The 22,317-nt window shown below is 60.0% G+C and carries 20 protein-coding genes; 9 read left to right on the top strand and 11 right to left on the bottom strand.

Translation table 11 applies throughout. The features are described 5' to 3' along the window. Nucleotides 1-88: 88 nt before the first annotated feature. From H7847_RS08465 to H7847_RS08420, 10 genes are all read right to left on the bottom strand, one after another. Nucleotides 89-1,168 carry an aldehyde dehydrogenase family protein gene (locus H7847_RS08465; protein WP_227268981.1) on the bottom strand — a complete coding sequence of 360 codons (1,080 nt, stop codon included), beginning with the start codon at nucleotides 1,166-1,168 and terminating at the stop codon, nucleotides 89-91. Between the two features lie 31 nt (nucleotides 1,169-1,199). Continuing rightward, nucleotides 1,200-2,492 carry an NAD(P)/FAD-dependent oxidoreductase gene (locus H7847_RS08460; RefSeq protein WP_227268980.1) on the bottom strand — a complete coding sequence of 431 codons (1,293 nt, stop codon included), beginning with the start codon at nucleotides 2,490-2,492 and terminating at the stop codon, nucleotides 1,200-1,202. A gap of 6 nt (nucleotides 2,493-2,498) precedes the next feature. After that, nucleotides 2,499-5,075 carry an oxidoreductase gene (locus H7847_RS08455; protein WP_227268979.1) on the bottom strand — a complete coding sequence of 859 codons (2,577 nt, stop codon included), beginning with the start codon at nucleotides 5,073-5,075 and terminating at the stop codon, nucleotides 2,499-2,501. A 15-nt stretch (nucleotides 5,076-5,090) separates the two neighbouring features. Next, nucleotides 5,091-7,187, bottom strand: a complete 2,097-nt coding sequence (locus H7847_RS08450) for an oxidoreductase (protein ID WP_227268978.1) — start codon at nucleotides 7,185-7,187, stop codon at nucleotides 5,091-5,093. Further along, on the bottom strand, nucleotides 7,184-8,566 hold the full coding sequence (locus tag H7847_RS08445; RefSeq protein ID WP_227268977.1) for a flavin monoamine oxidase family protein: 1,383 nt from the start codon (nucleotides 8,564-8,566) through the stop codon (nucleotides 7,184-7,186). Before H7847_RS08445 ends, H7847_RS08450 begins: the two co-directional genes overlap by 4 nt. Next, entirely contained in the window at nucleotides 8,563-9,222 is a 660-nt protein-coding gene (locus tag H7847_RS08440) for a TetR/AcrR family transcriptional regulator (RefSeq protein WP_227268976.1), read from the bottom strand. The genes H7847_RS08445 and H7847_RS08440 overlap by 4 nt, the downstream gene beginning before the upstream one ends. Nucleotides 9,223-9,231: 9 nt before the next feature. Next, a complete protein-coding gene (locus H7847_RS08435) occupies nucleotides 9,232-10,335 on the bottom strand; it encodes an ABC transporter ATP-binding protein (protein ID WP_227268975.1) in 1,104 nt (367 codons plus the stop codon). After that, nucleotides 10,335-11,171: an ABC transporter permease gene (locus H7847_RS08430; RefSeq protein ID WP_227268974.1), complete on the bottom strand. Its 837-nt coding sequence runs from the start codon at nucleotides 11,169-11,171 to the stop codon at nucleotides 10,335-10,337. The genes H7847_RS08435 and H7847_RS08430 overlap by 1 nt, the downstream gene beginning before the upstream one ends. Next, nucleotides 11,168-12,079, bottom strand: a complete 912-nt coding sequence (locus H7847_RS08425) for an ABC transporter permease (protein WP_227269000.1) — start codon at nucleotides 12,077-12,079, stop codon at nucleotides 11,168-11,170. Before H7847_RS08425 ends, H7847_RS08430 begins: the two co-directional genes overlap by 4 nt. Before the next feature lie 69 nt (nucleotides 12,080-12,148). Further along, on the bottom strand, nucleotides 12,149-13,276 hold the full coding sequence (locus tag H7847_RS08420; RefSeq protein ID WP_227268973.1) for an ABC transporter substrate-binding protein: 1,128 nt from the start codon (nucleotides 13,274-13,276) through the stop codon (nucleotides 12,149-12,151). A 281-nt stretch (nucleotides 13,277-13,557) separates the two neighbouring features. Between H7847_RS08420 and H7847_RS08415 the strand changes: the two genes are divergently transcribed. The 4 genes from H7847_RS08415 to H7847_RS08400 all read left to right on the top strand — a co-directional run bounded on the left by H7847_RS08415 (nucleotide 13,558) and on the right by H7847_RS08400 (nucleotide 18,072). Next, nucleotides 13,558-14,292, top strand: a complete 735-nt coding sequence (locus tag H7847_RS08415; protein ID WP_227268971.1) for a cupin domain-containing protein — start codon at nucleotides 13,558-13,560, stop codon at nucleotides 14,290-14,292. An 11-nt stretch (nucleotides 14,293-14,303) separates the two neighbouring features. Beyond that, complete coding sequence (locus tag H7847_RS08410) at nucleotides 14,304-15,572, top strand: flavin monoamine oxidase family protein (protein ID WP_227268970.1); 1,269 nt, start codon at nucleotides 14,304-14,306, stop codon at nucleotides 15,570-15,572. Between the two features lie 403 nt (nucleotides 15,573-15,975). Then, the gene (locus H7847_RS08405) at nucleotides 15,976-16,629 is read left to right on the top strand and encodes an alternative oxidase (protein WP_227268968.1); all 654 of its coding nucleotides are present in this window, start codon (nucleotides 15,976-15,978) and stop codon (nucleotides 16,627-16,629) included. Between the two features lie 1,182 nt (nucleotides 16,630-17,811). Beyond that, the gene (locus H7847_RS08400; protein ID WP_227268967.1) at nucleotides 17,812-18,072 is read left to right on the top strand and encodes a hypothetical protein; all 261 of its coding nucleotides are present in this window, start codon (nucleotides 17,812-17,814) and stop codon (nucleotides 18,070-18,072) included. 201 nt (nucleotides 18,073-18,273) lie between these two features. On the opposite strand, the gene H7847_RS08395 is transcribed toward H7847_RS08400, so the two are convergent. After that, nucleotides 18,274-18,852: a TlpA disulfide reductase family protein gene (locus H7847_RS08395; protein WP_227268966.1), complete on the bottom strand. Its 579-nt coding sequence runs from the start codon at nucleotides 18,850-18,852 to the stop codon at nucleotides 18,274-18,276. A 25-nt stretch (nucleotides 18,853-18,877) separates the two neighbouring features. Here H7847_RS08395 and argH point away from each other — a divergent pair, with 25 nt between their 5' ends. The 5 genes from argH (at nucleotide 18,878) to lysA (ending at nucleotide 22,310) form a co-directional block, all read left to right on the top strand. Continuing rightward, nucleotides 18,878-20,281: an argininosuccinate lyase gene (gene argH / locus H7847_RS08390; protein WP_227268965.1), complete on the top strand. Its 1,404-nt coding sequence runs from the start codon at nucleotides 18,878-18,880 to the stop codon at nucleotides 20,279-20,281. After that, nucleotides 20,278-20,454 (top strand): hypothetical protein, encoded by a 177-nt coding sequence (locus H7847_RS08385; protein ID WP_227268963.1) that lies wholly within the window; start codon nucleotides 20,278-20,280, stop codon nucleotides 20,452-20,454. The genes argH and H7847_RS08385 overlap by 4 nt, the downstream gene beginning before the upstream one ends. A gap of 2 nt (nucleotides 20,455-20,456) precedes the next feature. Beyond that, nucleotides 20,457-20,621, top strand: coding sequence for a hypothetical protein (locus H7847_RS08380; RefSeq protein WP_227268961.1), 165 nt, complete (start codon nucleotides 20,457-20,459; stop codon nucleotides 20,619-20,621). 1 nt (nucleotide 20,622) lies between these two features. Beyond that, nucleotides 20,623-20,946: a DUF2834 domain-containing protein gene (locus tag H7847_RS08375; protein WP_227268960.1), complete on the top strand. Its 324-nt coding sequence runs from the start codon at nucleotides 20,623-20,625 to the stop codon at nucleotides 20,944-20,946. A 98-nt stretch (nucleotides 20,947-21,044) separates the two neighbouring features. Further along, entirely contained in the window at nucleotides 21,045-22,310 is a 1,266-nt protein-coding gene (gene lysA / locus H7847_RS08370; protein ID WP_227268958.1) for a diaminopimelate decarboxylase, read from the top strand. The last annotated feature ends 7 nt before the right edge of the window (nucleotides 22,311-22,317 follow it).

Genomic DNA, 22,317 nt, shown 5'->3' with positions numbered 1-22,317 from the left:
GCAGCGGACTTCTAGAAGGCATCCCGTCACCGACGCCATTATGGGGCGGCACGTTCGACCCCGGAGAGAACCATGAGCCCGATGCGACCTAAATCCGTCCTTGAAATCGAAGCCGCAGATAGAGAACCTTGCTGAAATGCGTATCACTCACCAGCGGACCGGTACGCGTCTCTGCCTCAAGCTGATTGCCCGGCGTCCAGTCCGAGACCTGCCGGACCATGGCCTCGATCAGTGCGTCATGGTGGTCTTCATGCACAATGATCCGGCTGTTGGCAGTACAGTTCTCGTCCATGTTCCAGAAGATCGCGTTTGCCTGCACCTCGGCGATCCGGTCGATGTCGCGGGCGTCCGACAGTATCACCGCAGCGGATTTACCACCCATTTCAAGACAGACCTCTTTCAGGTTGCTTTGGGCGCTGTATTCCAGAAACAGGCGGCCCGTAGATGTCGACCCTGTAAAGGTTAACGCATCCACGTTCATGTGACGGCCCAGCGGCGCGCCCACGTCAGGGCCCATACCTGTGATGACGTTCAACACCCCGGCCGGCACACCCGCCGCCACTGCCAGCTCGGCCAGGCGTAAGGCCGTCAAACTGGTCTGCTCGGCGGGTTTCACGACGACAGAATTGCCCGTGGCCAGTGCCGGGCCGATCTTCCAGGCCATCATCATCAGGGGGAAATTCCAAGGCAGGACCGCCGCCACCACGCCAACGGGTTCGCGCACGATCAACCCGAGCCCATCCGGGGCCGAAGGCGCGATCTGGTCATAAAGCTTGTCCTGCACCTCGCCATGCCAGCGGATGCAGGTGGCGGTTTCCGGGACATCGATATGGAGACAATCAGTGATGGGTTTGCCCGCATCCAATGCTTCCATCACCGCCAGCTCTTGCAGGTTGTCCATGATCAGATCAGCAAGCTCCGACAGTACCTCTTTACGGGCACCGGGGTGCATGTCCGCCCAGACACCGCTTTCGAAGGTTTTGCGTGCCGAGGCGACGGCAGTGTCCACATCGCCCGTATCGCTGGCAGGCAATTTGGCAACAACCGCTCCATCATAGGGATTTACCGTCTCAAAGGTCCGGCCGCTGGCGCAAGGCTGGAACCGGCCGTCGATGAAGTTACCGGACGGGAGGGGCAGCTCTGCGGCGATCTTGCTGTAGGCGGTCATGGGACGTCTCCTGCGGTTGGATGAGGGCATGCTACAGCCCGAGGCGGTCAAGTATCCGAAAACTGGCCACCGTGGCCCCGACACCGATCTGCCGGAAGCGGTGAAACGGGATCGGTCTGGCGGGTGTCATTGGAAAATCGAGCTTGGCGACAGGGCGGCTCTGTGCCCATTTGGCCAATACGGTGCCCATCGCCGTCGCCATACCCACGCCGCGCCCGTTGTAGCCCAGGGCGGCAACAACATTAGGCGCGATCCGGTGCAGGCCGGGTGTGTGATCGCGGGTCATCGCGACATTGCCTCCCCAGGCAAAAGGCCACGCGACCTCGCCAATTTGCGGGTAGAGCTTGCGTGCCGCTGCGCGCAGCGCCGCCTGTCGCCTCAGGATGCCACCATCACCCAATGCGCCGCGCCCGCCCATGATAAAGCGCCCTGCCGCATCTTTTCGGAAGTAAAAGATCAGGCGGCGGGTGTCGGTGGGCGAATGGCCCTCGGGCAGAATGGATTTGGCGACGTTTTCCGACAGCGGTTCGGTGGCAACCTGAACCGAGGTCACCGGCACTACTGTTTGCCCCAGCGGCTGGGTCAGATCGCCGGTATAGGCGTTGGTGCAAATCAGCGCGCGTTTGGCCGTTGCGGTCCCGCTGCTCGTTGTCACTGTGACCTGATCGGGTGTGCCGTTGACCTTTGTCACCCGGCTGTCGCCATAAAGGCGTGCGCCTGCTTTTTCTGCCGCGGCGGCCAATCCCAATGCGTAGTTGAGTGGATGGATATTGCCGCCACGCCGGTCGATCAGGCCGCCAACATAGACATCCGTTCCCAGCAGAGACGCCATCTCCGCAGCGGAGATGTCGGCCACGTCGTGATCGCGTTCACGCCATTGACGGCCCGCAGCCTGCAAGCCCGCCAGTGTCCTTGCATTGGTGGCGGACCGGATCCAGCCGCAGTTTTGCGCATCGCATGCGATCTGGTGTTTCCGGATCAGGTCAAAGACCAACTTTCCGGCGCCCCCTGACAAGGCCACCATCCGCCTGCCCAGATCAGCTCCGAACCGCGCTTCGGTTTCTGCCGGGTTCGCTTTCAGCCCCGGATTGACCTGGCCGCCATTGCGGCCTGATGCGCCCCAGCCGGGCGTTTCGGCTTCGAGCAGGATCACCGACTGGCCCGCTTCTGCCAGATGCAGGGCGGCGGACAGGCCCGTAAAGCCCCCACCGATCACCACGGTATCCGTTTCCACATCGCCCTTTAGCGCCGGGCGGGGCGGGGCGGGATTTGCCGTTGCGCTCCAGAGGCTGTCCGCGAGAGAGGGGCGTTCGTTTTGGATCATCTTGCGTCAGGCCGCAGTACAGGTGGCAAGGAAACGGTGCAGAGGGGCGGTCGAATCCTCCGCCCCCTTGGCCTCAAGCTCCAGAAACGCGATGGCAACGACCTCATGTTCGGTCATGCGTTTCAGAATCGGCAGATCGGCTGATGGCGCCATCCGTTCGAGCCGCTCGAAATCGGCGATATAGGCCGGAAAGGTTCTGCGCATATAGGCGATCATCCCGGCGAAATCCTGTGGGCCGCTGGCCGCATCGGCCAGGCCATCGGCCCTCAACTCGACCGTTGTACGCGGCGTCAGCCCATAGGCATCGATCAGCGGTTTGACGATCCCGGCGGTGCGCTCTTCGATCCCGGCCAGCAGCAGCATCTTGGCCTTGTGATCGGGGTCATCGCAGATTTCGGCCAAACCTTGATAATAGGCGATCCCGGCGACCTCCTCTTCGTAATAGGTCAAGAGTGTCTCAAGATAGGCGGCCTCTACAGGCGGTGGAAAGGCTGCATTCGGCGCGCCGGGCGTCGGTGGCAGCACCGCACCCACATCCAGCCGGTCAAACTTAAGCGGCTGGTCGACATCCTGCCGGGTGCCGATCTCGGTGGCGAATTTGTGACCTGCATAGACCGCAGCGGCCATGATAGAAGGCGCATCGCAATCGCCGATCCGGCTGAGCGTGAAAGGCAGGCGTGTCGGATCACCCTCAACCTTGGTCAGCAGATCATGATAAAGCGTATCGCATTGCTGACGCTGAGTGGCCAGTACGAGGTTTTCGGCGGGCACGTCGCGCGCGTTGCCGGTATAGCCGCAGATCAGTTTGGCCGTGCCGCCATCAAAATGAGTGACCGCATGAGCGGTCACAATCTCGACGCCCTTTTCCATCAACTGCGTGCGGACGCGCCAGCGTTCGGAGGTGTTCCCGGCCCAGGCCGACACGCTGTCTTCTTCGGTCACATACATGACCGGTAGGCCTGCATCGGCCAATGCTTCGGCCATGAGCCCGCCCATGTAGTAGTTGTCGCCATCAAAGACGACACAGGGGCCACAGGTCGGCAGGGTGCCATCCATGATGTCGTCCGGGGTACGGACCATCACCTCGTCCGGCGCCACGGCGACAAAGGTCTTTCCGTCAAAGCGATCTCTGCGCCAGCTTGCCCCGGTGGCGATGGCCACGTGGTCGGCTTCAACCGCCATGATGTCATCTGCCGTCAGCGCGCTTTCGCGGAATACCTCCACATGGGGCATCTTCAGCAGTTGCCCCTCGCGGTAGTCGCGCACCCGGATGTATTCGCTCATCCCCGGCAGGCTGGCTTCGCGCACCGCGCGTCCGCCAAGGGTCCGGGTGGCTTCGGCAAGCATCACGTTGTGGCCGTGTGCGCCAGCGACCCTCGCGGCCTCCAGTCCTGCGGGTCCGGCCCCGACGATCAGGACCTTGGCTTTCGCATCCGCCGCCGGCATCTTTTCAGGGTGCCAGCCCTTGCGCCATTCCTCACCCATCGTGGGATTCTGCGTGCAGCGGATCGGCACGCCGAGGCTGTCACCGGAATAGCAGATGTTGCAGCCGATGCATTCGCGGATGTCTTCGGGGCGGCCTTCCTCAATCTTTTTGGGGATGTAGGGATCGGCAATGGACGGGCGCGCCGCGCCGATGAAATCCGTGATCCCGCGCTTGATCTGGGACACCATTGTATCGGGCGAAGTGAAGCGGCCCACCGTCACAACCGGTTTGTCTGTGATTGATTTTACCCACGCCATGTAGGGTTCCAGTGCGCCCTCCTTGGCAAAGCGCGACATACCCATCTCAAGCGTATAGTCGGCGATGTTGATGTCCCACAGGTCGGGCAGGGCCTGCAGGATCTCGAACATCTCGCGCCGCTCGCCGTGTTCCGGCACGCCGTCCTCGCCAATGGTGTCATCGGCCTTGAAGCGAACGGCGACGGCGCAGCGGTCACCCACGGCCTCTTTGGTCTCTTCAATCAGCTCGCGGACCAGTCGCACGCGGTTTTCCAGATTGCCGCCGTATTCATCCCCGCGGGTGTTGATCCGCGGATCGAGGAAATTGGCCAGCAGGTAGCCGTGGGTGGCATAGACATAAACCACATCAAATCCGGCATCCCGTGCGCGCAGGGCGGCCTTGCGGTGCCAACGGCGGAGATTGCGAATGTCGGTCTTGTCCATGGCGCGGGTCTGAAACGGGTGGCCTGCCAGATTGGGCAGGCTGGCCACATCCATCGCAGGCATCCGCGAATAAAGGTTGGCACTGCGCGCGCCCCCGTACCAAAGTTCAGCCCCGGCCAGCGCGCCATGCTCGTGCACTGCGTCCGTCATCAACCGGTTGGCCCGCACGTCGCTGTCATCCCAGAGCGCGGCATGCACCCCCGGCAAATCATCCGAGGAGGGATGGATGGAGTTGTATTCCGTGCAGATCACACCCCATCCGCCTTCAGCCTTGACCCCGCGCATCGCCGCCAGGGTGCGGGGCCGCAGAAAACCCATGCCAGTGCAATGCGGCACCTGGAAAAAGCGGTTCCTGGCTGTCACGGGTCCGATCTTGATCGGTTCGAACAGAATATCGTACTGCGGATCGCGGGTCATGATGAGGGGCTCGGCTTAGGTGTTTAGGTCGGCAAGTCTGGGAAGCTCGCGGCGGAAGGGGGCCGCCTGGCTGGCAGGATCCCCCAGTTCGCGGGCATAACGGTGCCCGGCATAGACCGCGGCGGCAATCGTGCCAGGGCCAAAGCAGTCGCCGATCCGGGTGAGGCTCGGGGCGTTTTCCCGCTTGCCCAGCTGCGCCTGCACCTCGTGATAGAGCGTCTCCACCGGGCGGCGCATGGTCACCGGCACGAAGGTGCGACAGGCGATGTCACGCGTCCGTTCGGTATAGACGCAGGCGATCTCGGCGGTCTCTGCCCCGATATGTGTGACGTTATGCAAAGGGACTATCCCGATCCCCATCTCCAGCAACCTGGCCTGGATGCGTTCCTGCTCCAGCGTGTTCTGCGTCCAGTAGGAGGCAAGCGGCATCGGGGTCACCAGCGTGACCTCATGACCCTGACGGCGCAGAAGCTCTGCCAGAACGCCGCCCATATAGAAATGATCGTCGTCAAAAAGCACGACAGGCCCGGTGATTTCAGCACCCTCCGCCACGGCCTCCACGGCCAGCACATTGGCACCGGGCGCACGCGCAATCGGTTTATGGTTCTCGCGGCCCACGCCGCTCTCGCACCAAGTGGCACCGGTCGCAATGACCACATGATCGGCGCCAAATTCAAGCACCTGGTTCGCAGTCAGCGGGCTTTCCAGATAGGTTTCAACATTGGCCATCTGGCTGATCTGATAAGTCCGGTAGTCCGCCACCCGCCGCCACGCTGCCAGGCCCGGCAGCGCGCCCTCCATCAACACACGCCCTCCGAGCTGAGCGGTTGCTTCGGCGAGTGTCACGCCATAGCCACGCGCGCCCAGAGCACGGGCGGCCTCCAGACCGGACGGACCTCCGCCGACGATCAACACGGTCTCATCCGCATGCCGGGGGTCGATGCGCTCGGGATGCCAGCCGCGCCGCCATTCCTCGCCCATTGTGGGGTTCTGGGTGCACCGCAGGGGGGAGGAGGTGAAATCGGCTGTCACGCAGATGTTGCAGCCGATACACTCGCGGATGTCCTCAATCCGACCCTCTTGGATCTTTCTGGGCAGAAACGGGTCTGCGATGGAGGGGCGCGCGGCGCCGATCAGATCCAGCGCGCCCGAGGTTATGAGCGACACCATCTTGTCCGGCGAGGTATAGCGCCCCACACCCACAACGGGCTTTTGGGTGACCTTTTTCACAAAGGCGACATGATCGTCCTGAAACCCCTCCTCCGCAAAGCGCGATGTCATCGAGTCGTTGTCCCAGTCGCTGACATTCACATCCCAGAGGTCCGGGATATCGGCCAGCATTTCGACCACATCGCGGCCTTCGCCGGCGGACGTCAAACCGTCGCTGCCCATCATCTCCTCGACGCCAAAGCGGATCGCGACACCACAGGTGTCGCCCACCGCATCCTTGGTATCGGACAGCACCTCGCGCAGCAGGCGGGCGCGGTTCTCAAGGCTGCCGCCATATTCATCGCCCCGGTCATTCCAGCGCCGGGACAGGAAATGCGACAGCGCGTTCAGATCATGGCCCGCGTAGACATAGATGATGTCAAAGCCCGCGCGCTTGCTGCGCTTGGCCGCTTCCACGTACCAGCGCCGCAGATTGCGGATATCGGTCTTGTCCATGGCGCGGGCCTGAACCGGATCGGGATAGGCCACCGGCCGGGCAGAGGGGGCCATCGGAACCTCGCGGCTATAGCGGTTCGGCGTGGCCAGCCCGTCGTAGCAGGGCTCTATCCCCGCAAGGCTGCCATGTTCGTGTATCTTGTCAGTCATCCGCTGGAAGACAGGCAGATCCGCATCGTCCCAGAGCCTGCCTTCGATGATCGGGGTCAGCTCTGACGTGTGGTGGATCTCGACCTGTTCGGTACACACAACGCCCCAGCCGCCTTCGGCTTTCACCCCACGCATTTCAGCCATGGAGGACGGAAATTGGTGGCCCATGCCATTGCAGTGAGGAACCTGATAAAACCGGTTGCGGGTCTGCACAGGACCGATCTGAACCGGCTCGAACAGGATGTCATAGCGGGGATCGCGCCGGGATGCCTCGCGGGTTTGTTCGGGCCTGTTCATGGCTTTTCTTTCTGCAAATTGTGATGCCGCGCGTCGCAGGCTCCGCAGCCTTCGGCCCCACCCAGCTGTGCCGCGACATCGCGAGCGACGCTGTCGCCGGACATATGTGCGCCGGACAACAGGGCAATATAGGGACCAGCCACCGCTTCGCCGGCAAAGAAGACCCGGTCTCCCAGCGGTTCGGCAAGGACTGTGCGGGACGCAGCCTTGCCGGGCTGCGCGGCCGAATACGCACCGAGGGTCAACCGGTCTTTTGCCCACCCGCTCATATGTCCTTTGATGAAGTGCCTTTGCGCATTGCTGCCAACGGCTTTCGAAAATTCGTTCAGGGCAAAATCGACAGCAGCGTCCGGCCCCGCATCTGCCATCGCCCAGCCGAATTGCCCGCCTACAAAACCCACGGCAATGTCATGCCCGGTGGGAAAAGTGAGGAAATAGCAGGCTTCGGCAGGGAGTTCGTTGGGTATGGCATAGGTCAAGAAGTTGTTTTCCTGAAGGTCAAACCGTTCGCCATCGAATTGCAGCGCGATCTTGGTCAGCAGACCCATCGGCACATCGGCAATTGCCTGCTGCTTATCGGCGGGCAGTTCCGGCGCGAAACGGATCGCGCCAGAGGCCAAGACCCCGGTCGAGACGGTGACAATCACCGCCTTTGCCTCAAGCATGCCTTGGGTGGTTTCCACGCGCACGCCCTGACCGCTCCAATCCACTGCCGTGGCGCGGGTGTTCAGGCTGACGGGCAGCGCGCGGCCCAGATGCGCGACAAGGGAACCCAGCCCTTCGCGCACCAGATAATTCACGTCATAATCGGGATAGACATTCCAGTCGGCAGTCGACAAATCCGTGAGATCCACGCCAAAATCCAGCGGCCCCGTCCAGGTCTGCGCCACGGCATCCATGGGTTGATCGAGGCTTGCCAGGCTTGCGCCAGCTACATCGGCATCGGTCGTGAGGGCCTGATAGAGACGGGCATAGGCGCGGTCATACTGCCTCTGTTCTTTATGACTGGCGCGGCGGCCTTCGACAAAAAGTGCATCGTGCGCAGTGTCATGATCGTGCAGATGAAAGCCGAGGTCCTTTGCTGCCTGCAGATGCGGCAGGTCGTCTGGCCCTTGCAGCCAGGCGCATCCCTGATCGTAGGGTACGCCGAATGTGTCCGTTTCGGTATAGGCGCGGCCCCCGATGCGGTCAGCCGCTTCGATAACCTGGACCGTCTTGCCGCTGGCAATCAGCCGCCGCGCTGCCGCGATCCCGGACGCCCCCGCCCCGATAACGATCACATCCGGGTTTGACGTTTGCGATGATACCACCGTGGGCAGCAGGGGGGCTGTGGCCAACCCGGCCAGTATCTGGCGACGAGAGGGAGGGCTGTCAATCATAGTCCGCGGCCCGCGCCGTCGGGCGGCAAATCGAAGTGTTTCGGGAAATGGCGAGCCAGAAGCGCTTCGATCTGGGTCTTTGCCGCCTCATGCGTCAACCAGCTGGGGTAGAGGATCATATTCAGCCACAGCCCATCGCAGAGGCATTCTATCATGACAGACAGCGCTTCGGGGTCGACATCATCATAGCCGCCCTCTGCCTTGATCTGCATGCAGCATTCCTCAATCGCCTCGGTCCGCTCGTCGTCGAATTCCTCGACCATGTCGCGATACACCTGCCGGTAACTGGCCTCGCCAAAAAAAGCGAACCAGACAGAGATTTTGGTCGGGGAGCAGATATCGGGATCGAAACAGGCCGCCACGATCCCGCGCAAGCGATCCGGCGCGCTGAGCGATGCATCGCGGTGGATATTTACCCAGGCGTCGCGGATTTCTTCGGCCAGATACCGTAAGGTCGAGGTCAGCAGGTTGTCTTTTGACTGAAAATGCAGACTGACAATGCCCAGCGACAAGCCTGCCCGCCCGGTCACGGACGCCATGGTTGTGCCGGACACGCCCTTTTCGGCCAACACGTCGAGCGTGGCCTCGATCAGTTGCTGGCGGCGAACTTCTTTCGGAGCTGTGCGGCGTTGTCTGAGGTTCTCTTGCGATTGCATGGCTTCTTTCTACGTGTCGTTCATCATAATCAGGGAGTCGGCGGCCCAGGTCAGCCAGACGGGCTGGCCGATAGCGTTCGCCCGGCCATCCTGCAGTGTGGCATTCGAGGCCGAAACGGCAAGAGGCCTATCACAGCCGGGGACCTCAACATGGAAATGGCTGCGCTCCCCAAGATAGGTGGTCATTTTCAGCGCGCCCTGGACGGCCCGCTGCCCGTTTTCCGGCGCGCTGTGGTGGAGGCGCAGCTTTTCCGGGCGTACGGCAATACTGGTCCTGTCCCCTGTGCTGAGGGCGGCGCCATTGGCCGGTACGTCCAGTGTGCCCAGACCCGCCACATCAAGCGTGGCATGGCCGTTCTTGCGACCCGTCACGCGAGCTTCAAGGAAGTTCATATGGCCGATAAAGCTGGCCACCTCACGGGTGCGGGGGTGTTCATAAAGCCCGGCAGGTGTGTCCACTTGCAGCACCGCCCCGCCAGACATCACTGCAATGCGGTCTGACAGGGTAAGGGCCTCTTCTTGGTCGTGGGTGACGAAGACAAAGGTGATCCCAAGCGCCTGCTGCAGCCGTCGCAGTTCAAGCTGCATCTGTTCGCGCAGATGCTTGTCGAGCGCGCCAAGCGGTTCGTCCAGCAGCAGGACCTTGGGTTTCATGATGAGCGCGCGGGCCAGGGCGATCCGCTGGCGCTGTCCGCCTGAGAGCTGATTGGCGCGCCGCGCGCCATAGCCGTCAAGCTGCACCAGGGACAGCATCTCATCAATCATTTCCTGCCGCTGTGCCTTGGGCAGTTTTTGCTTGCGCAGCCCGTATCCGATGTTGTCGGTCACGTTCAGATGCGGAAAGATCGCATAGCTCTGAAACACCATGTTCACAGGTCGCAGGAAGGGCGGCACGCCGGTCATGTCCTCACCGTCAATCAGCACGGCACCATCGGTGACGTCCTCAAATCCCGCCAGCATCCTCAGCAGCGTTGTCTTGCCGCAGCCCGACGCACCCAGCAGCGAAAAGAACTCGCCATGTTCGATATCAAGCGAAATCTCCTTGATCGCGCGGAAGCTGCCGTAGGATTTGCCCACGGACTGGATTGAGATAATGGGGTTTGATGAAGTCATCAGGATTTCGGCGCTTCTGGAGGTCTGGGGTGGTCTTTTTCGATCAGGCCGGTCCTGCCGATCCAAAGGGCGATGAAGACCAGAACAAAGGACACCGTCAGAATGATGGAAGACAGGGCAAGGACTGACGGAAATTCGCGTGGAAACCGCAGTTGTGACCAGATGTAGATTGGCAATGTGGTCTCGGTGCTCGAGAGGAAAAACGCCATGATGAATTCGTCAAATGACACGATGAAGGTCAGCAGAAGGCTCGCGACGATCCCCGGCAGAACGATTGGAAAAGTCACGCGCCAGAAGGTCCACCAGCCGTTTTCGCCCAGATCGGCGGAGGCTTCTTCCATCGAGCCGTCCATGCCCTCAAAGCGCGGCAACAGGGTCGCGACGGAAAAGGGCATGCAAACGATCAGGTGCCCCAATGCCACGGTGTAAAGCGATAGGGGGATGCCAAGACGGCTCAGCAAGACCAACAGGGCGACACCAAAGATGATGCCCGGGATGACCAGCGGCAACATCACAAAGGCGACGACAGCGTTCTGGCCCGGTATCCGGTTGCGGGTGATGGCGCGGGCGGTCAGAACACCCAGAACGGTGGATATGACGGCGACACAGACGCCAACCCGGACCGAATTCCACATGGCGTCCCAGACCGCATCGCGGCCCATCAGGTCGACGTACCAGTTTGTGGTAAAGCCCTGCAGCGGGAAGCGCACGTAGATTGAATCGTTGAAGCTGAAGAGAGGAATGAAGAGAACAGGGACATAAAGCACCACCAGAAAGACGCAGGCGTAGATTTGCAAGGTTCGGTTGGGGCGCGTGATGTAGCTGCCAGACCTCATGCCACGACCCTCTCGGCCCGGCGGGTCAGAAAGACAAAGACCAGTGCAATCGCGGCGATCCAAAGCGTCAGGATGATCGACAGCGCCGCTCCCATCGGCCAGTTGTTGACGGCGCCGAACTGCAGCTGGATCAGGTTCCCGATCATTGCGCCATCCGGCCCCCCCAGCAGGGCAGGTGTGATGTAGTCACCAGTGGTGGGGATAAAGATCAGGAAGGTCGCGGCAATCACGCCGGGCAGCGACAGCGGCAGCGTCACACGCAGGAAACGGCGTACCGGCCCGTCACCGAGATCAGCTGCTGCTTCCAAAAGCGAGCGGTCGATTTTTTCCAGCGATACATAGAGGGGCAGGATCGCAAAAGCGGCCCAGGCATGGGCCAGCGTGATGATCACTGCTGTTTGGCTGTAGAGCAGGAACGCCAGCGGCTTTTCGATGAACCCCATGGATAAAAGCGACGCGTTAATCACGCCTTCGTAGCCGAGGATCACCCTCCACGCGAAAACCCGCAACAGATAGCTCGTCCAGAAGGGCAGGGTTATCAGGATGATCCACAGCATCTTGTTGCGGTGCACGTGGAACGCGACGTAATAGGCCATCGGATAGCAGAGCAAGACGGTCGCCACCGTTGCGATGCCCGAGACCCAGAACGAGCGCAAAAGGAACGTGCCGAAGATCGGTTCATCCACCGCGCGGGCATAGTTCAGCGTCGTCATTGTCGTGTCGAAGTCAAACCCCTGACGGGTCCAGAAACTCATCATCAGCAAGATCAGAAACGGGACCACAACCCCGACAAAGAGCACGACCAGCGCAGGCGACAGCAGAGCATAGCCGCGAAAGGCTTTGCTGCGGTGCAATGCGCCGTGGAGGCCGCCGCGGGCCCGGATGTGTCTGGCAGGCGCGGCGGTCATATCAGTCACCGGTCACGCCCGATTTGCCGGATACCGATGTGGAGGCTTACATCCGGTCCTACCATCAGATCAGAAACCCGCCTTGATCATTTCGAACGTCTCGTTCATGCGGGTTTCCCATTCCTGCGATTGCGGGATCATGAAATGCCCTGCGCTGAGGATGTCGCCCGGGTCTTTGCTCAGACCCAGACCGACCAGTGTTTGCGCATCGAATTGGTCAAAGGATTTGGCGTTGGAATGGCCATACCCATAGTCGTTGATCATAAACTTGCCGGCTTCGACACTCAGCAGGCTGTCGATAATCTCGTAGGCTTTGTCGAGGTTTGGCGCGTCCTTGTGCACCATCAGACCGCAGACCCATGTCAGCGCGCCTTCTTTTGGCCGGGCAAAGCGCACCGGGATGCCTTCGGATGCCAAGGCCACGGCAGAGCTGTTCCAGGTCATCGCCGCGGCCATCTCACCGGAGGAGAGCGCCTGCTCGAGGGTGGTTGTGTCATCGGTATAGACGCGGATCAGCGGGCGTTGTTCACGCATCGCGGCACTGATTTTCTCGAACGCCTCATCGGTGGCGATCTCCCCGAAGGGAACACCCGCCTTGATTGCGCCACACCACCACGCGTCCCCGCCCGAGGCAAGCGAGCCAAGCTGCCCGGCGTAGCGTTTGTCCCAGAGCATGTCCCAGCTTTCCTCTTCCTCAAGCTCAAAGAGGTCGGTGCGGTAGGTAATGGATGTGCCCCCCCAGTCGAAAGGCGCCAGCCAAGGCTGCCCGTCTCCGGCGTCATTGCCATCCATTGCCACCAGCTCGGGGATCACATCGCCCCAGTTCGACAGCCTTGAGGTGTCAATGGGCTGGAACATGCCAGTATCTACCCATCGCTTCAGACCCGCATTGCAAGGGTGGGCGATATCAGGTGTGAAACCGCCGCGCATCTTGGTCAGCGCTTCTTCGGTCCCGCCAAAGATTGCAAAATTTGGTAGCGCCCCGTTTGCGGCTTCGTAACTCGTGTAAAGTTCGCCGACGTCATAGCCACCCCACGTGAAAATCGTGCCCTGTTCCGTTTCTTGCGCAACGACCTGCCGGGTGCCGATCAGTGGTGTGGCGACCATGCCGACACCGGCTGACAGCAAGGTACGGTTGAACGCGCGCCGCGACAGTTTTTTGCGCCGCACAGCAGCCAGGTTGTCAGTGATATCCATTCTGTTGTCCCCATATATGGCGGCGTTGGTCCCGTTTCCTTTGCGTCCCGCGCGCTTGATCTGCAGCGTCAGGGCCTGAGAGTTTTTGCCAAATCCGCTGAATGGTTATTCATTCAGGCTTGCGCACTATGTGCTGCTACGTCAAGTATCGTCTTGTGATGCATCATATCTTTCTCTGTATCGGCACTGTCCGTTCCAACTTAAGTGTCTGAAAAAGAAATGAACTCAACCTGAAAAAGTACAGCTTTGCTGTACCCTCGGATCGTAAAGGATATCCGATCATGACCGTGTCTTTAGGCTTTATGCGAATCGAAACGGATGGCCCGACGGGGCAGGGGTTGATGGCTTGGCCTGCTATGGATCCCGCTGATTTGGCTGCGGGCACTCCGGTCCAGCACGGATATCTTTATGATGAGGTAAAGACCTTTGGGTACTCCGCCGGTGTTTGGGAATGCACCGCCTTTGAGGACCGGCCAGGCCCTTATCCTGTCGACGAATACATGTACCTGCTGGAAGGCCAGGTTGAGATGGAGATGCGCGATGGAACGAGCACCATCATAAAGGCAGGTGAGGCCTTTGTTCTGCCCAAGGGCCTCGACTGCCAGTGGAAGATGCCGACTGCCGTGCGCAAGGTTTTCATGATCCTGGATAGTGACGCGCCGGGGGATGCCGCAGGGACTTCACTTGATCGGATAACCGTCCTGCGCGGCAGTTTTGCCGCCCAATCTGGCACTGCGGTAGTGTCGGTCCGTACCACGCATTTGCAGAACCACGATAGGCGGATGTCGGTTTTTACAGAGTTCTATGCCGGGCCGCTGCAGGGCGAAGTGGTGCTCCCGGAGCGGCAGATCATTCATGTGCTCGAAGGGCAGGTGACGCTGGATGACACGGAGGGTGGCGTCTTTCGGGCAGGCGATATCGCTTACCTACAGCCCGGCCAGCTTTTGCGCAGGGCAATTGCGGCGGGAACACGATTGCTGATTGCTGAATGCTATCTGCCCCCGGTTTCAACTTGAACGGATACTCCATGTCCAATCTTAGCGATTTCCCCACCAACCCAGACGTTGTCATCGTCGGAGCCGGTGCCGCAGGCCTCGGCGCGGCGCGCAAATTGGTGAAATCTGGCCGGTCTGTGTTGGTGGTTGAGGCGGACCGCCGCGTTGGCGGGCGGGCCTGGACGCAGACAGATAGTTTCGGAAGCCCGGTCGATATGGGGTGCTCTTGGTTATCCGGTTCGAACCGCAACAAACTGGCCAAGGTCGCGCGCAGGCACGAGTTCACCCTTGTAGACCATACCGATGTGCCTACCGCGCTCTTTGTCGATGGGCGCCGTGCCACGCATGAGGAGTTGACCGCTTACGATACCACCGGAGCGATGATCGAGAAGGCAATGAATAGAGCCGGCAAGAGAGGTCTGGATGTGTCATGTGAAGATGTGATCCCCAAAGGCCTGCGCTTTGCCGGAGCGGTCAAGGCATGGATGGGACCAATGGATTACGGTGTTGATTTCAAGGATGTTTCCGCACTGGACGATTATCTCTCTGCTGATGACCAACCCAGCTGTATCGTGGCCGAAGGGCTCGGCAATGTGGTTGCTATGCTGGCGATCGGCGTGCCGATTGCCCTGGGCACCAAAGTCCGAACGATCGATTGGTCCGGTAAAGGCGTTCAGATCGAGACAAGCGCGGGAACGATTAGGGCCAAGATCTGCATCGTGACCGTTTCAACGGGCGTGCTTGCCTCAGATGCGATCCGCTTTGTTCCAGAGCTGCCCGTCGCGAAACAAGAGGCCATTCACGATCTGCCCATGGGTCTGCTTGTAAAAGTGCCCTTGCTCTTTGACGGTGCGCGGTTGGGCCTGAAGGACAATGAATGGATGAGCTATGACATCCCTGAGACGTCACCCACACGGGCGTGTTTTTTCATTACCTGGCCCTTTGGATATGACTATGTATTCGGCAACATCGGTGGGGAGTTTGGTTGGGAGCTTTCGCGCGCAGGACCCGAGGCCACTGTCGATTTCGCGCTTCAAGAGATGGTCAAACAGATCGGCAGTGACGTGCGCAAACACTTCGTGAAAGGGCTGGCGACCGAATGGGCGACGAACCCCTTGACGCTTGGCGCCTACGCAGCGTTGCGGCCGGGGTGTCACGGCGCGCGGAAAATCCTGCAAGCGCCTCTGGGAGACCGGGTGTTTTTTGCGGGCGAAGCGATGGGTGGTCGCCGCTGCGCGCTTGTCAATGGCGCGTATGAAAGTGGGCGGAGGGCTGCAAAGGAACTGTGCAAGCTGACCTGACGGTCAGCAAGAGCCATCGTTTTTCTACTTTGACGCTTGTTTTTGAAACAGCGCGTTTTCTTGTTGGGCCGCGCGCAAACCGATGAAGCAGATCCGCTTAGCCGGGTGCCCGTGCCGATCCAGTTTTCCCGTTTCGGGGATATCCTAGGTTGCCCAAGGCCGCCTGTTGCCGCAATCAATGCGGGGTCGCCCCGATGTCGTGCAAACCTCGGGACGGTCGGCCATGGAACCCGCTGAGAGCAGCGCCCTGGCCGTCGATCCGAAGCCTCCGCGCGGTATCTGACCGATCCAGGCATCAGGGTCGTTCGAATGGACGCAGAATGAGAATATGCCGCAGGTCACAGCCGGTGATTACTCCGACGCGCAACATATATTCTGAACATGTGACATGGAGAGAGGACCGATGAAAAACGAAATTAGTTTTGACGCCGAGTTAGCTCCTGAGAGCTTTCAGCATCATGTGCCACAGGACCTGAAAGACCGTATTGCACTGCGCATCGTAAAATTCATGCGCGTGTTTGCAGACAAGTTTTTTGCGGGCCGCTATGGTCACCGTGCCGTTGTGCTCGAAACAGTCGCAGCCGTGCCCGGCATGGTCGGCGGCTTGCTGCAACACCTTAAGGCGCTTCGGCATATTCGTGATGACCAAGGCTGGATCAGAGAACTGATCGAAGAAGCCGACAATGAACGGATGCACCTTATGACCTTTATCAAGATCGCTCAACCATCACGGTTTGAACGCTTCCTGATCGCGGCTACGCAGTTGGTGTTCTATAATCTGTATTTTTTCCTCTACCTGTTGGCACCACGTGTGGCCCACCGCGTTGTGGGGTATCTGGAGGAAGAGGCTGTTGTCAGCTACACGCAGTATCTGGAGCAAATTGACGCTGGGAATGTTGAAAACGTTGCCGCGCCACAGATCGCCAAGGATTACTGGAAACTGCCTGACAATGCGCGATTGCGCGAAGTGGTGATCGTGATCCGCGCGGATGAAGCCGGGCATCGCGATAAGAACCACGAGTTTGCCAACAAGATCGCCACAGGAGCACACCCCTAGCAAGAGCGCGCGGGTCTCCCTTGTCCGCCACCTGCTGTGAAATCATATCTGTTTGCATGGTTCTGGAGCCGGATTTACAGGTTGGTCAGCGGCACCAGGTCGCCCTAACCATACACGCGTCTGGCCTTTCGGCACAGCCGTGCCCCTCCCTGTCCGGCTCTTGCTCCAAGCATCAACTTTCTTAGGATCCGGAGGACGGCACGGGCTGGCAGCTGGTTGCTTGGACCTGCTGGCTGGATATCGCGGGTTTACTTGATGATATACGCAAGACCACGCCAATCGTTCGAAACCGAAAGGGCGGGCAAGTGATTGTCGTGCTCAAAGTGTTGCGATTGCGCGCTCTCTCGGGTCTGAAATCAAGCTAACCGGCAAGATTGCCCATGCTGCTGTTCCCGATGCCGCAGCAGCAGTTCTGGATGTGATCAGTGTCCCAAAACGGACTGCGTGAGGTGCGCCTGCGAGCATCTGAGGTTTTGGCGTATTCGGTCAGGAAGCCAAGGCTGCAGTGCTGTGCTTGGGGCCGGGCGCGCAAAACGCAGCCCTATTGAACCCCGATTCTGACTTTCCCGATGATCTGATTCTGATCGGGAGCGCCGTCTTCGAACGTATCGCGCGGGATTTCTTGGGAACGGCTTAACGCCTACCGGCTCTAAGGCGTTCTGTCGGGGTCACTTTGCAAACCGCTCTAAACCCTGTACGAGACTAAAAAAAACCGGCTCAGGCAGCTACCTTTATGATTGTGCTGAGGCAGACGAAACACGCTAAACAGGCGAAATACCACCTATTGTGGTGAGCCAGCGCCTGGGCCACAATTTCTCGCTTCACACCAGCCGTATCAATCGTTAGCCTTTTGGTGAACGGGTTAAGTGGGCATTTGATCGTATGAAAACAGGCGTTTGGGACACGTTCCTTGTTTCTTGGTCCCGGACGGAGATAGACGGGCTCGAAGCCGCGCCCGTCACTTCCATCGCTGTCGGTGCTGCCTGGTCATGGCGGGGGGATGTGATTGAGCTCCATGGGGTTTGCGACATTCCGCCATCGGACCGGGAGACCCGGCAGGATTTTCTGCGCAAATGTGTGGCTCAAAGAGTTCATCAACTCGTGTCAGCTGCAGTGGATACACCAGCGACAAATCCTTGCGAACGCGACAGTCATGGTGTGCCCCCCGTTGATGACGTTATTGTGCTGACCGATGGCGCGCAGCGATACACGGCGACGCTCGTCCAGATCGAAAACGGTGCGGAGCCGCTCTTGATGTTTCTCGATGAGCTCCCCCCCCGCAACACTGATTTTTGGATCGTGCACCACACCTTCGTCAACCGCGCTCAGCATGGTGACGATCCGGATCGCAGCGAAGTGGTTTGTTTTACCAAAGGCACCGGTGATGCGGCGCCACAAGGCAACGAGCTGGTGGAAGGACTTAGGTCAGTAATCTGGCGCTGATTTAGGACTGCTTTGCGCTCCCTGTCGCTTGGGTTGGACGTCGCGATACGAGCCTGATCGGCTTTTCGCCATGATGGCTCAAGCGGGAGCGAATGAGTGACGAGCAATCCTGAAAGCCAAGGGTTCCTTTGCTTGGTGGAATCTCTAAAGGGCCTGCGCGATGAAATGATTTGATGCGGCCCAAGCTCAAAAGCGACCCCCTTAGCTTGCCTTACGGCCGAGGATGGTGGCGAGGATTGCCTTGGCGTTGTCCGATGCCCACTCCGCATCCCCGCGCAGGCGGGCAATCTCGCGGCCTTCAGGATCGATCAGAACAGTGATCGGCAGCCCGAAGATGCCCATCTGGCTCGACAGCGCCTGTTTCGGATCCTGATGCCGTGGCAGGTTGTCAACTCCCACCTCCGCGAAGAACTTCTTGATCCCTTCCGGAGAATTGCGACCCGATGCAATTGTCAGCACTTCAAAGTCATCTCCGCCGAATTCCCTCTGTAACTCTGAAAAATAGGGCATTTCCTTGCGGCAGGGGGCACACCATGTGGCCCAGAAGTTGAGCAGGATGTATTTCCCCTCGTAGTCCTCCAGCGTTGCTTTGCCGCCGTCATCCTCCAGAAAAAACGCAGCAGAGGAGGTGGCCTGCGGTGTGTCATGAATGATCAGTTTTTTCATGTCGCCCTCGCGCATCAACGCGGCGGCTTCAAGGTCCGCCTGCGCGGCGGTGGCCCCCACGATTGCACCGAACGAAAGGGCCGTATACACGAGCGCTGAAACCAGTTTTTTCATTTTCCCTCCGAAGGGCTGACTAAAGATGACCGACACGCCAACGCCGAAATCCTCCAACCAGATGTGGGGCGGCCGTTTTGCCGACGGACCCGACGCGATCATGGAAGCAATTAATGCCTCCATCGGGTTCGACAAGCGTATGGCCGCACAGGATATTGCAGGCTCGCGTGCGCATGCCGCAATGCTGGGGGCGACAGGCATCTTGGAGCGTAGCGATGTTGACGCAATTCGGGAAGGGCTGCTCACGGTCTTGTCAGAGATCGAGGTGGGGACTTTTCAGTTTTCAACCGCGTTGGAAGACATCCACATGAACGTCGAGGCACGCCTGAAGGACCTGATCGGGGACCCCGCAGGCCGGTTGCACACCGGGCGCAGCCGGAACGATCAGGTGGCCACGGATTTCAAGCTGTGGGTCCGCGACCAGCTTGATGCTGCCGAAAGGGGGCTGCTGGCCCTAATGCGCGCCTTGCTCGCCCAGGCTGAGGCAGGGGCGGATTGGGTGATGCCCGGCTTTACCCATTTGCAGACCGCTCAACCCGTGACCTGGGGTCATCACATGATGGCCTATGTGGAGATGTTTGGCCGCGATCTCGGTCGCGTGCGCGATGCCCGCGTGCGCATGAACACCTCGCCCTTGGGGGCGGCGGCGCTTGCAGGCACGTCTTTTCCCATCGACCGGCATATGACCGCAGAGGCCCTCGGCTTTGATACGCCTGCCGCCAATTCGCTGGATGCCGTCAGTGACCGTGATTTCGCGCTGGAGTTCCTCGGCGCCGCGAGCATCTGTGCCATCCACCTCAGTCGTTTTGCCGAGGAACTCGTCATCTGGTCGTCCGCGCAGTTTCGGTTTGTCACCTTGTCGGACCGGTTTTCGACAGGTTCGTCCATCATGCCGCAAAAGAAAAACCCCGACGCAGCCGAGCTGATCCGGGCCAAGGTGGGGCGGATTTTTGGCGCCAATACCGCCCTGATGATGGTGATGAAGGGTCTGCCGCTGACCTATTCCAAGGACATGCAGGAGGACAAGGAACAGGTCTTTGATGCAGCAGACAATCTGATGCTGGCGCTGGCTGCGATGACGGGCATGGTCAGTGACATGACCGCCAACCGCGAGAGCCTTGCCGCGGCAGCCGGCTCCGGGTTTTCAACAGCCACGGATCTGGCGGACTGGCTGGTGCGCGTGCTCGGGCTGCCCTTCCGCGAGGCGCATCACATCACCGGCAGCCTTGTCGCCCTGGCGGAACAAAAGGGTTGTGATCTGCCGGATCTGTCCCTGGATGAGATGCAATCCGCGCATGCGGGCATCACAAATGACGTCTTTGACGTGCTGGGGGTAGAAAACTCGGTGCGCAGCCGTATATCCTACGGGGGGACGGCACCTGAAAGGGTGCGCGAACAAGTGAGCCGTTGGAAGGACCTGATCTCGTGAAACGCGCCGCCGCTTTGCTGTTGTGCCTTGCCGCCCTGACCGCCTGCGGCGTGGATGGCGAACCGATCCGTCCGACACTGGCGGGGGCGGTGACCATCGGCGATGGCGGCATCTCGCCCAGTGTCGGTGTCGGGGTCAGCCAGGGGCCGCTGTCGGTCTTTCTGGGCCTCTAGCAATGCGGTTTGCGCTGATCTGTCTTTGTGTGTTTGGCGTGGCGGCCTGCACCGGCCCGCAAAACGCAAATCTGCGGCACAGCAGCAAACCTGCTGACCCGCCTGCCGAGACCACGGGCGTCACTTTTTCCGGATATGCGCGCTACGGGATCGTAAAGGGCAACTGAGATGGGTGTGACGCGGGCGATATTTCTGGCACTGGCGGTCTGGGGTGCAATCCACCCGATGTATTACTTCATCAGTTGGTTCAACGCCAATGGCTATGACCTGATGGCGATGGTGGATGCCTGGCATGTGAATGCCGCCACCAGCGGTCTGGTCTGGGATCTGACGATTGCCGCCGTGGCGCTGACGGTCTGGATCATCGCCGAGGTCGTGCGCACCCGCCGCTGGCTTGGGCTCGTGGCGATTCCGGCGACCTTCTGCATCGGGGTCAGCTGTGGTTTGCCACTCTATCTGTTCTTGCGGATGCGGGCGGTATCAGCCACCTGAGCACCTCAGGGGTTCCGGACAGCACCGCTCCCAAAACACCTCTGCAAGGCGCTTTTTGTCAGATTGATCTTACCGGTGCTTTTGCGTAAGGCGCTGGCATGGATCATTTTCTATACCGCGACGGCGTCCTGCACGCCGAAGACGTCCCCATCCCCGAGATCGCAGCGTCGGTCGGGACGCCTTTTTATGTGTATTCCACGGCGACATTGCTGCGGCACTACCACCTTTTTAACGACGCGTTGGACGGCACCGACCATCTGGTTTGCTACGCCATGAAGGCGGCCAGCAATCAGGCGATTCTGAAGACACTGGCACAGGCGGGTGCGGGTATGGATGTGGTCTCGGGGGGGGAATACCTGCGGGCCAAGGCTGTGGGTGTGCCGGGGGACCGGATCGTTTTTTCCGGGGTTGGCAAAACAGCGGCTGAGATCCGGCTGGCACTCGAAGGTGGCATCCGCCAGTTCAACGTGGAATCCGAGCCCGAGATGGAGGTGCTCAACGCCACGGCGCTTTCCATGGGGGTGGTGGCCCCGATCACGATCCGCGTGAACCCGGATGTGGATGCCAAGACGCACGCAAAAATCGCCACTGGCAAATCCGAAAACAAGTTCGGCATTCCGATTGCCCGGACCCGTGAGGTCTATGCCATGGCGGCTGCGATGCCGGGACTCGACGTCATTGGCATTGACGTGCACATCGGCAGCCAGCTCACCGATCTTGCCCCCTTTGAGCTGGCCTACCAGAAAGTTGCGGAACTGACGGAGCTTCTGCGCGCCGAAGGTCACGATATCCGCAGGCTCGATCTGGGTGGGGGTCTCGGCATCCCTTATACCCGTGACAATCAGGCCCCGCCCCTGCCCTCGGATTATGGTGCCTTGGTCAAACGCACGCTGGGCCATCTGGGCTGCGAGATCGAGATCGAGCCGGGGCGGCTCATTGCGGGAAATGCCGGGCTGATGGTATCCGAGGTCATCTACGTCAAATCGGGTGAGGACCGCGATTTTCTCATCATCGATGGGGCGATGAATGATCTGATCCGCCCCGCCATGTATGAGGCTTATCACGATATCGTGCCGGTGGTCGAAGCGGACCCAGGTGCGGAGCAGGTTAAATTCGATATCGTCGGACCGGTTTGCGAATCTGGTGACACCTTTGCAAAAGAGCGGATGATGCCTCCCGTCGCCGCCGGAGAGCTCGTCGCCTTCCGCTCAGCCGGAGCATATGGCGCGGTAATGAGCAGCGAATACAATTCACGCCCCCTGATACCGGAGGTTTTGGTCCAAAAAGATCAATTTGCGGTTATTCGCCGACGTCCGACCTTTGACGAAATGATAAATCGCGATACCATCCCTGAGTGGCTTTGATGTTTGA

The sequence above is a fragment of the Roseobacter weihaiensis genome, from assembly GCF_020622345.1.
Lineage (GTDB): Bacteria > Pseudomonadota > Alphaproteobacteria > Rhodobacterales > Rhodobacteraceae > Roseobacter > Roseobacter weihaiensis.
Note: the sequence above shows the minus strand (reverse complement) of the source record. Positions and strands in the feature narration are given on the sequence as shown.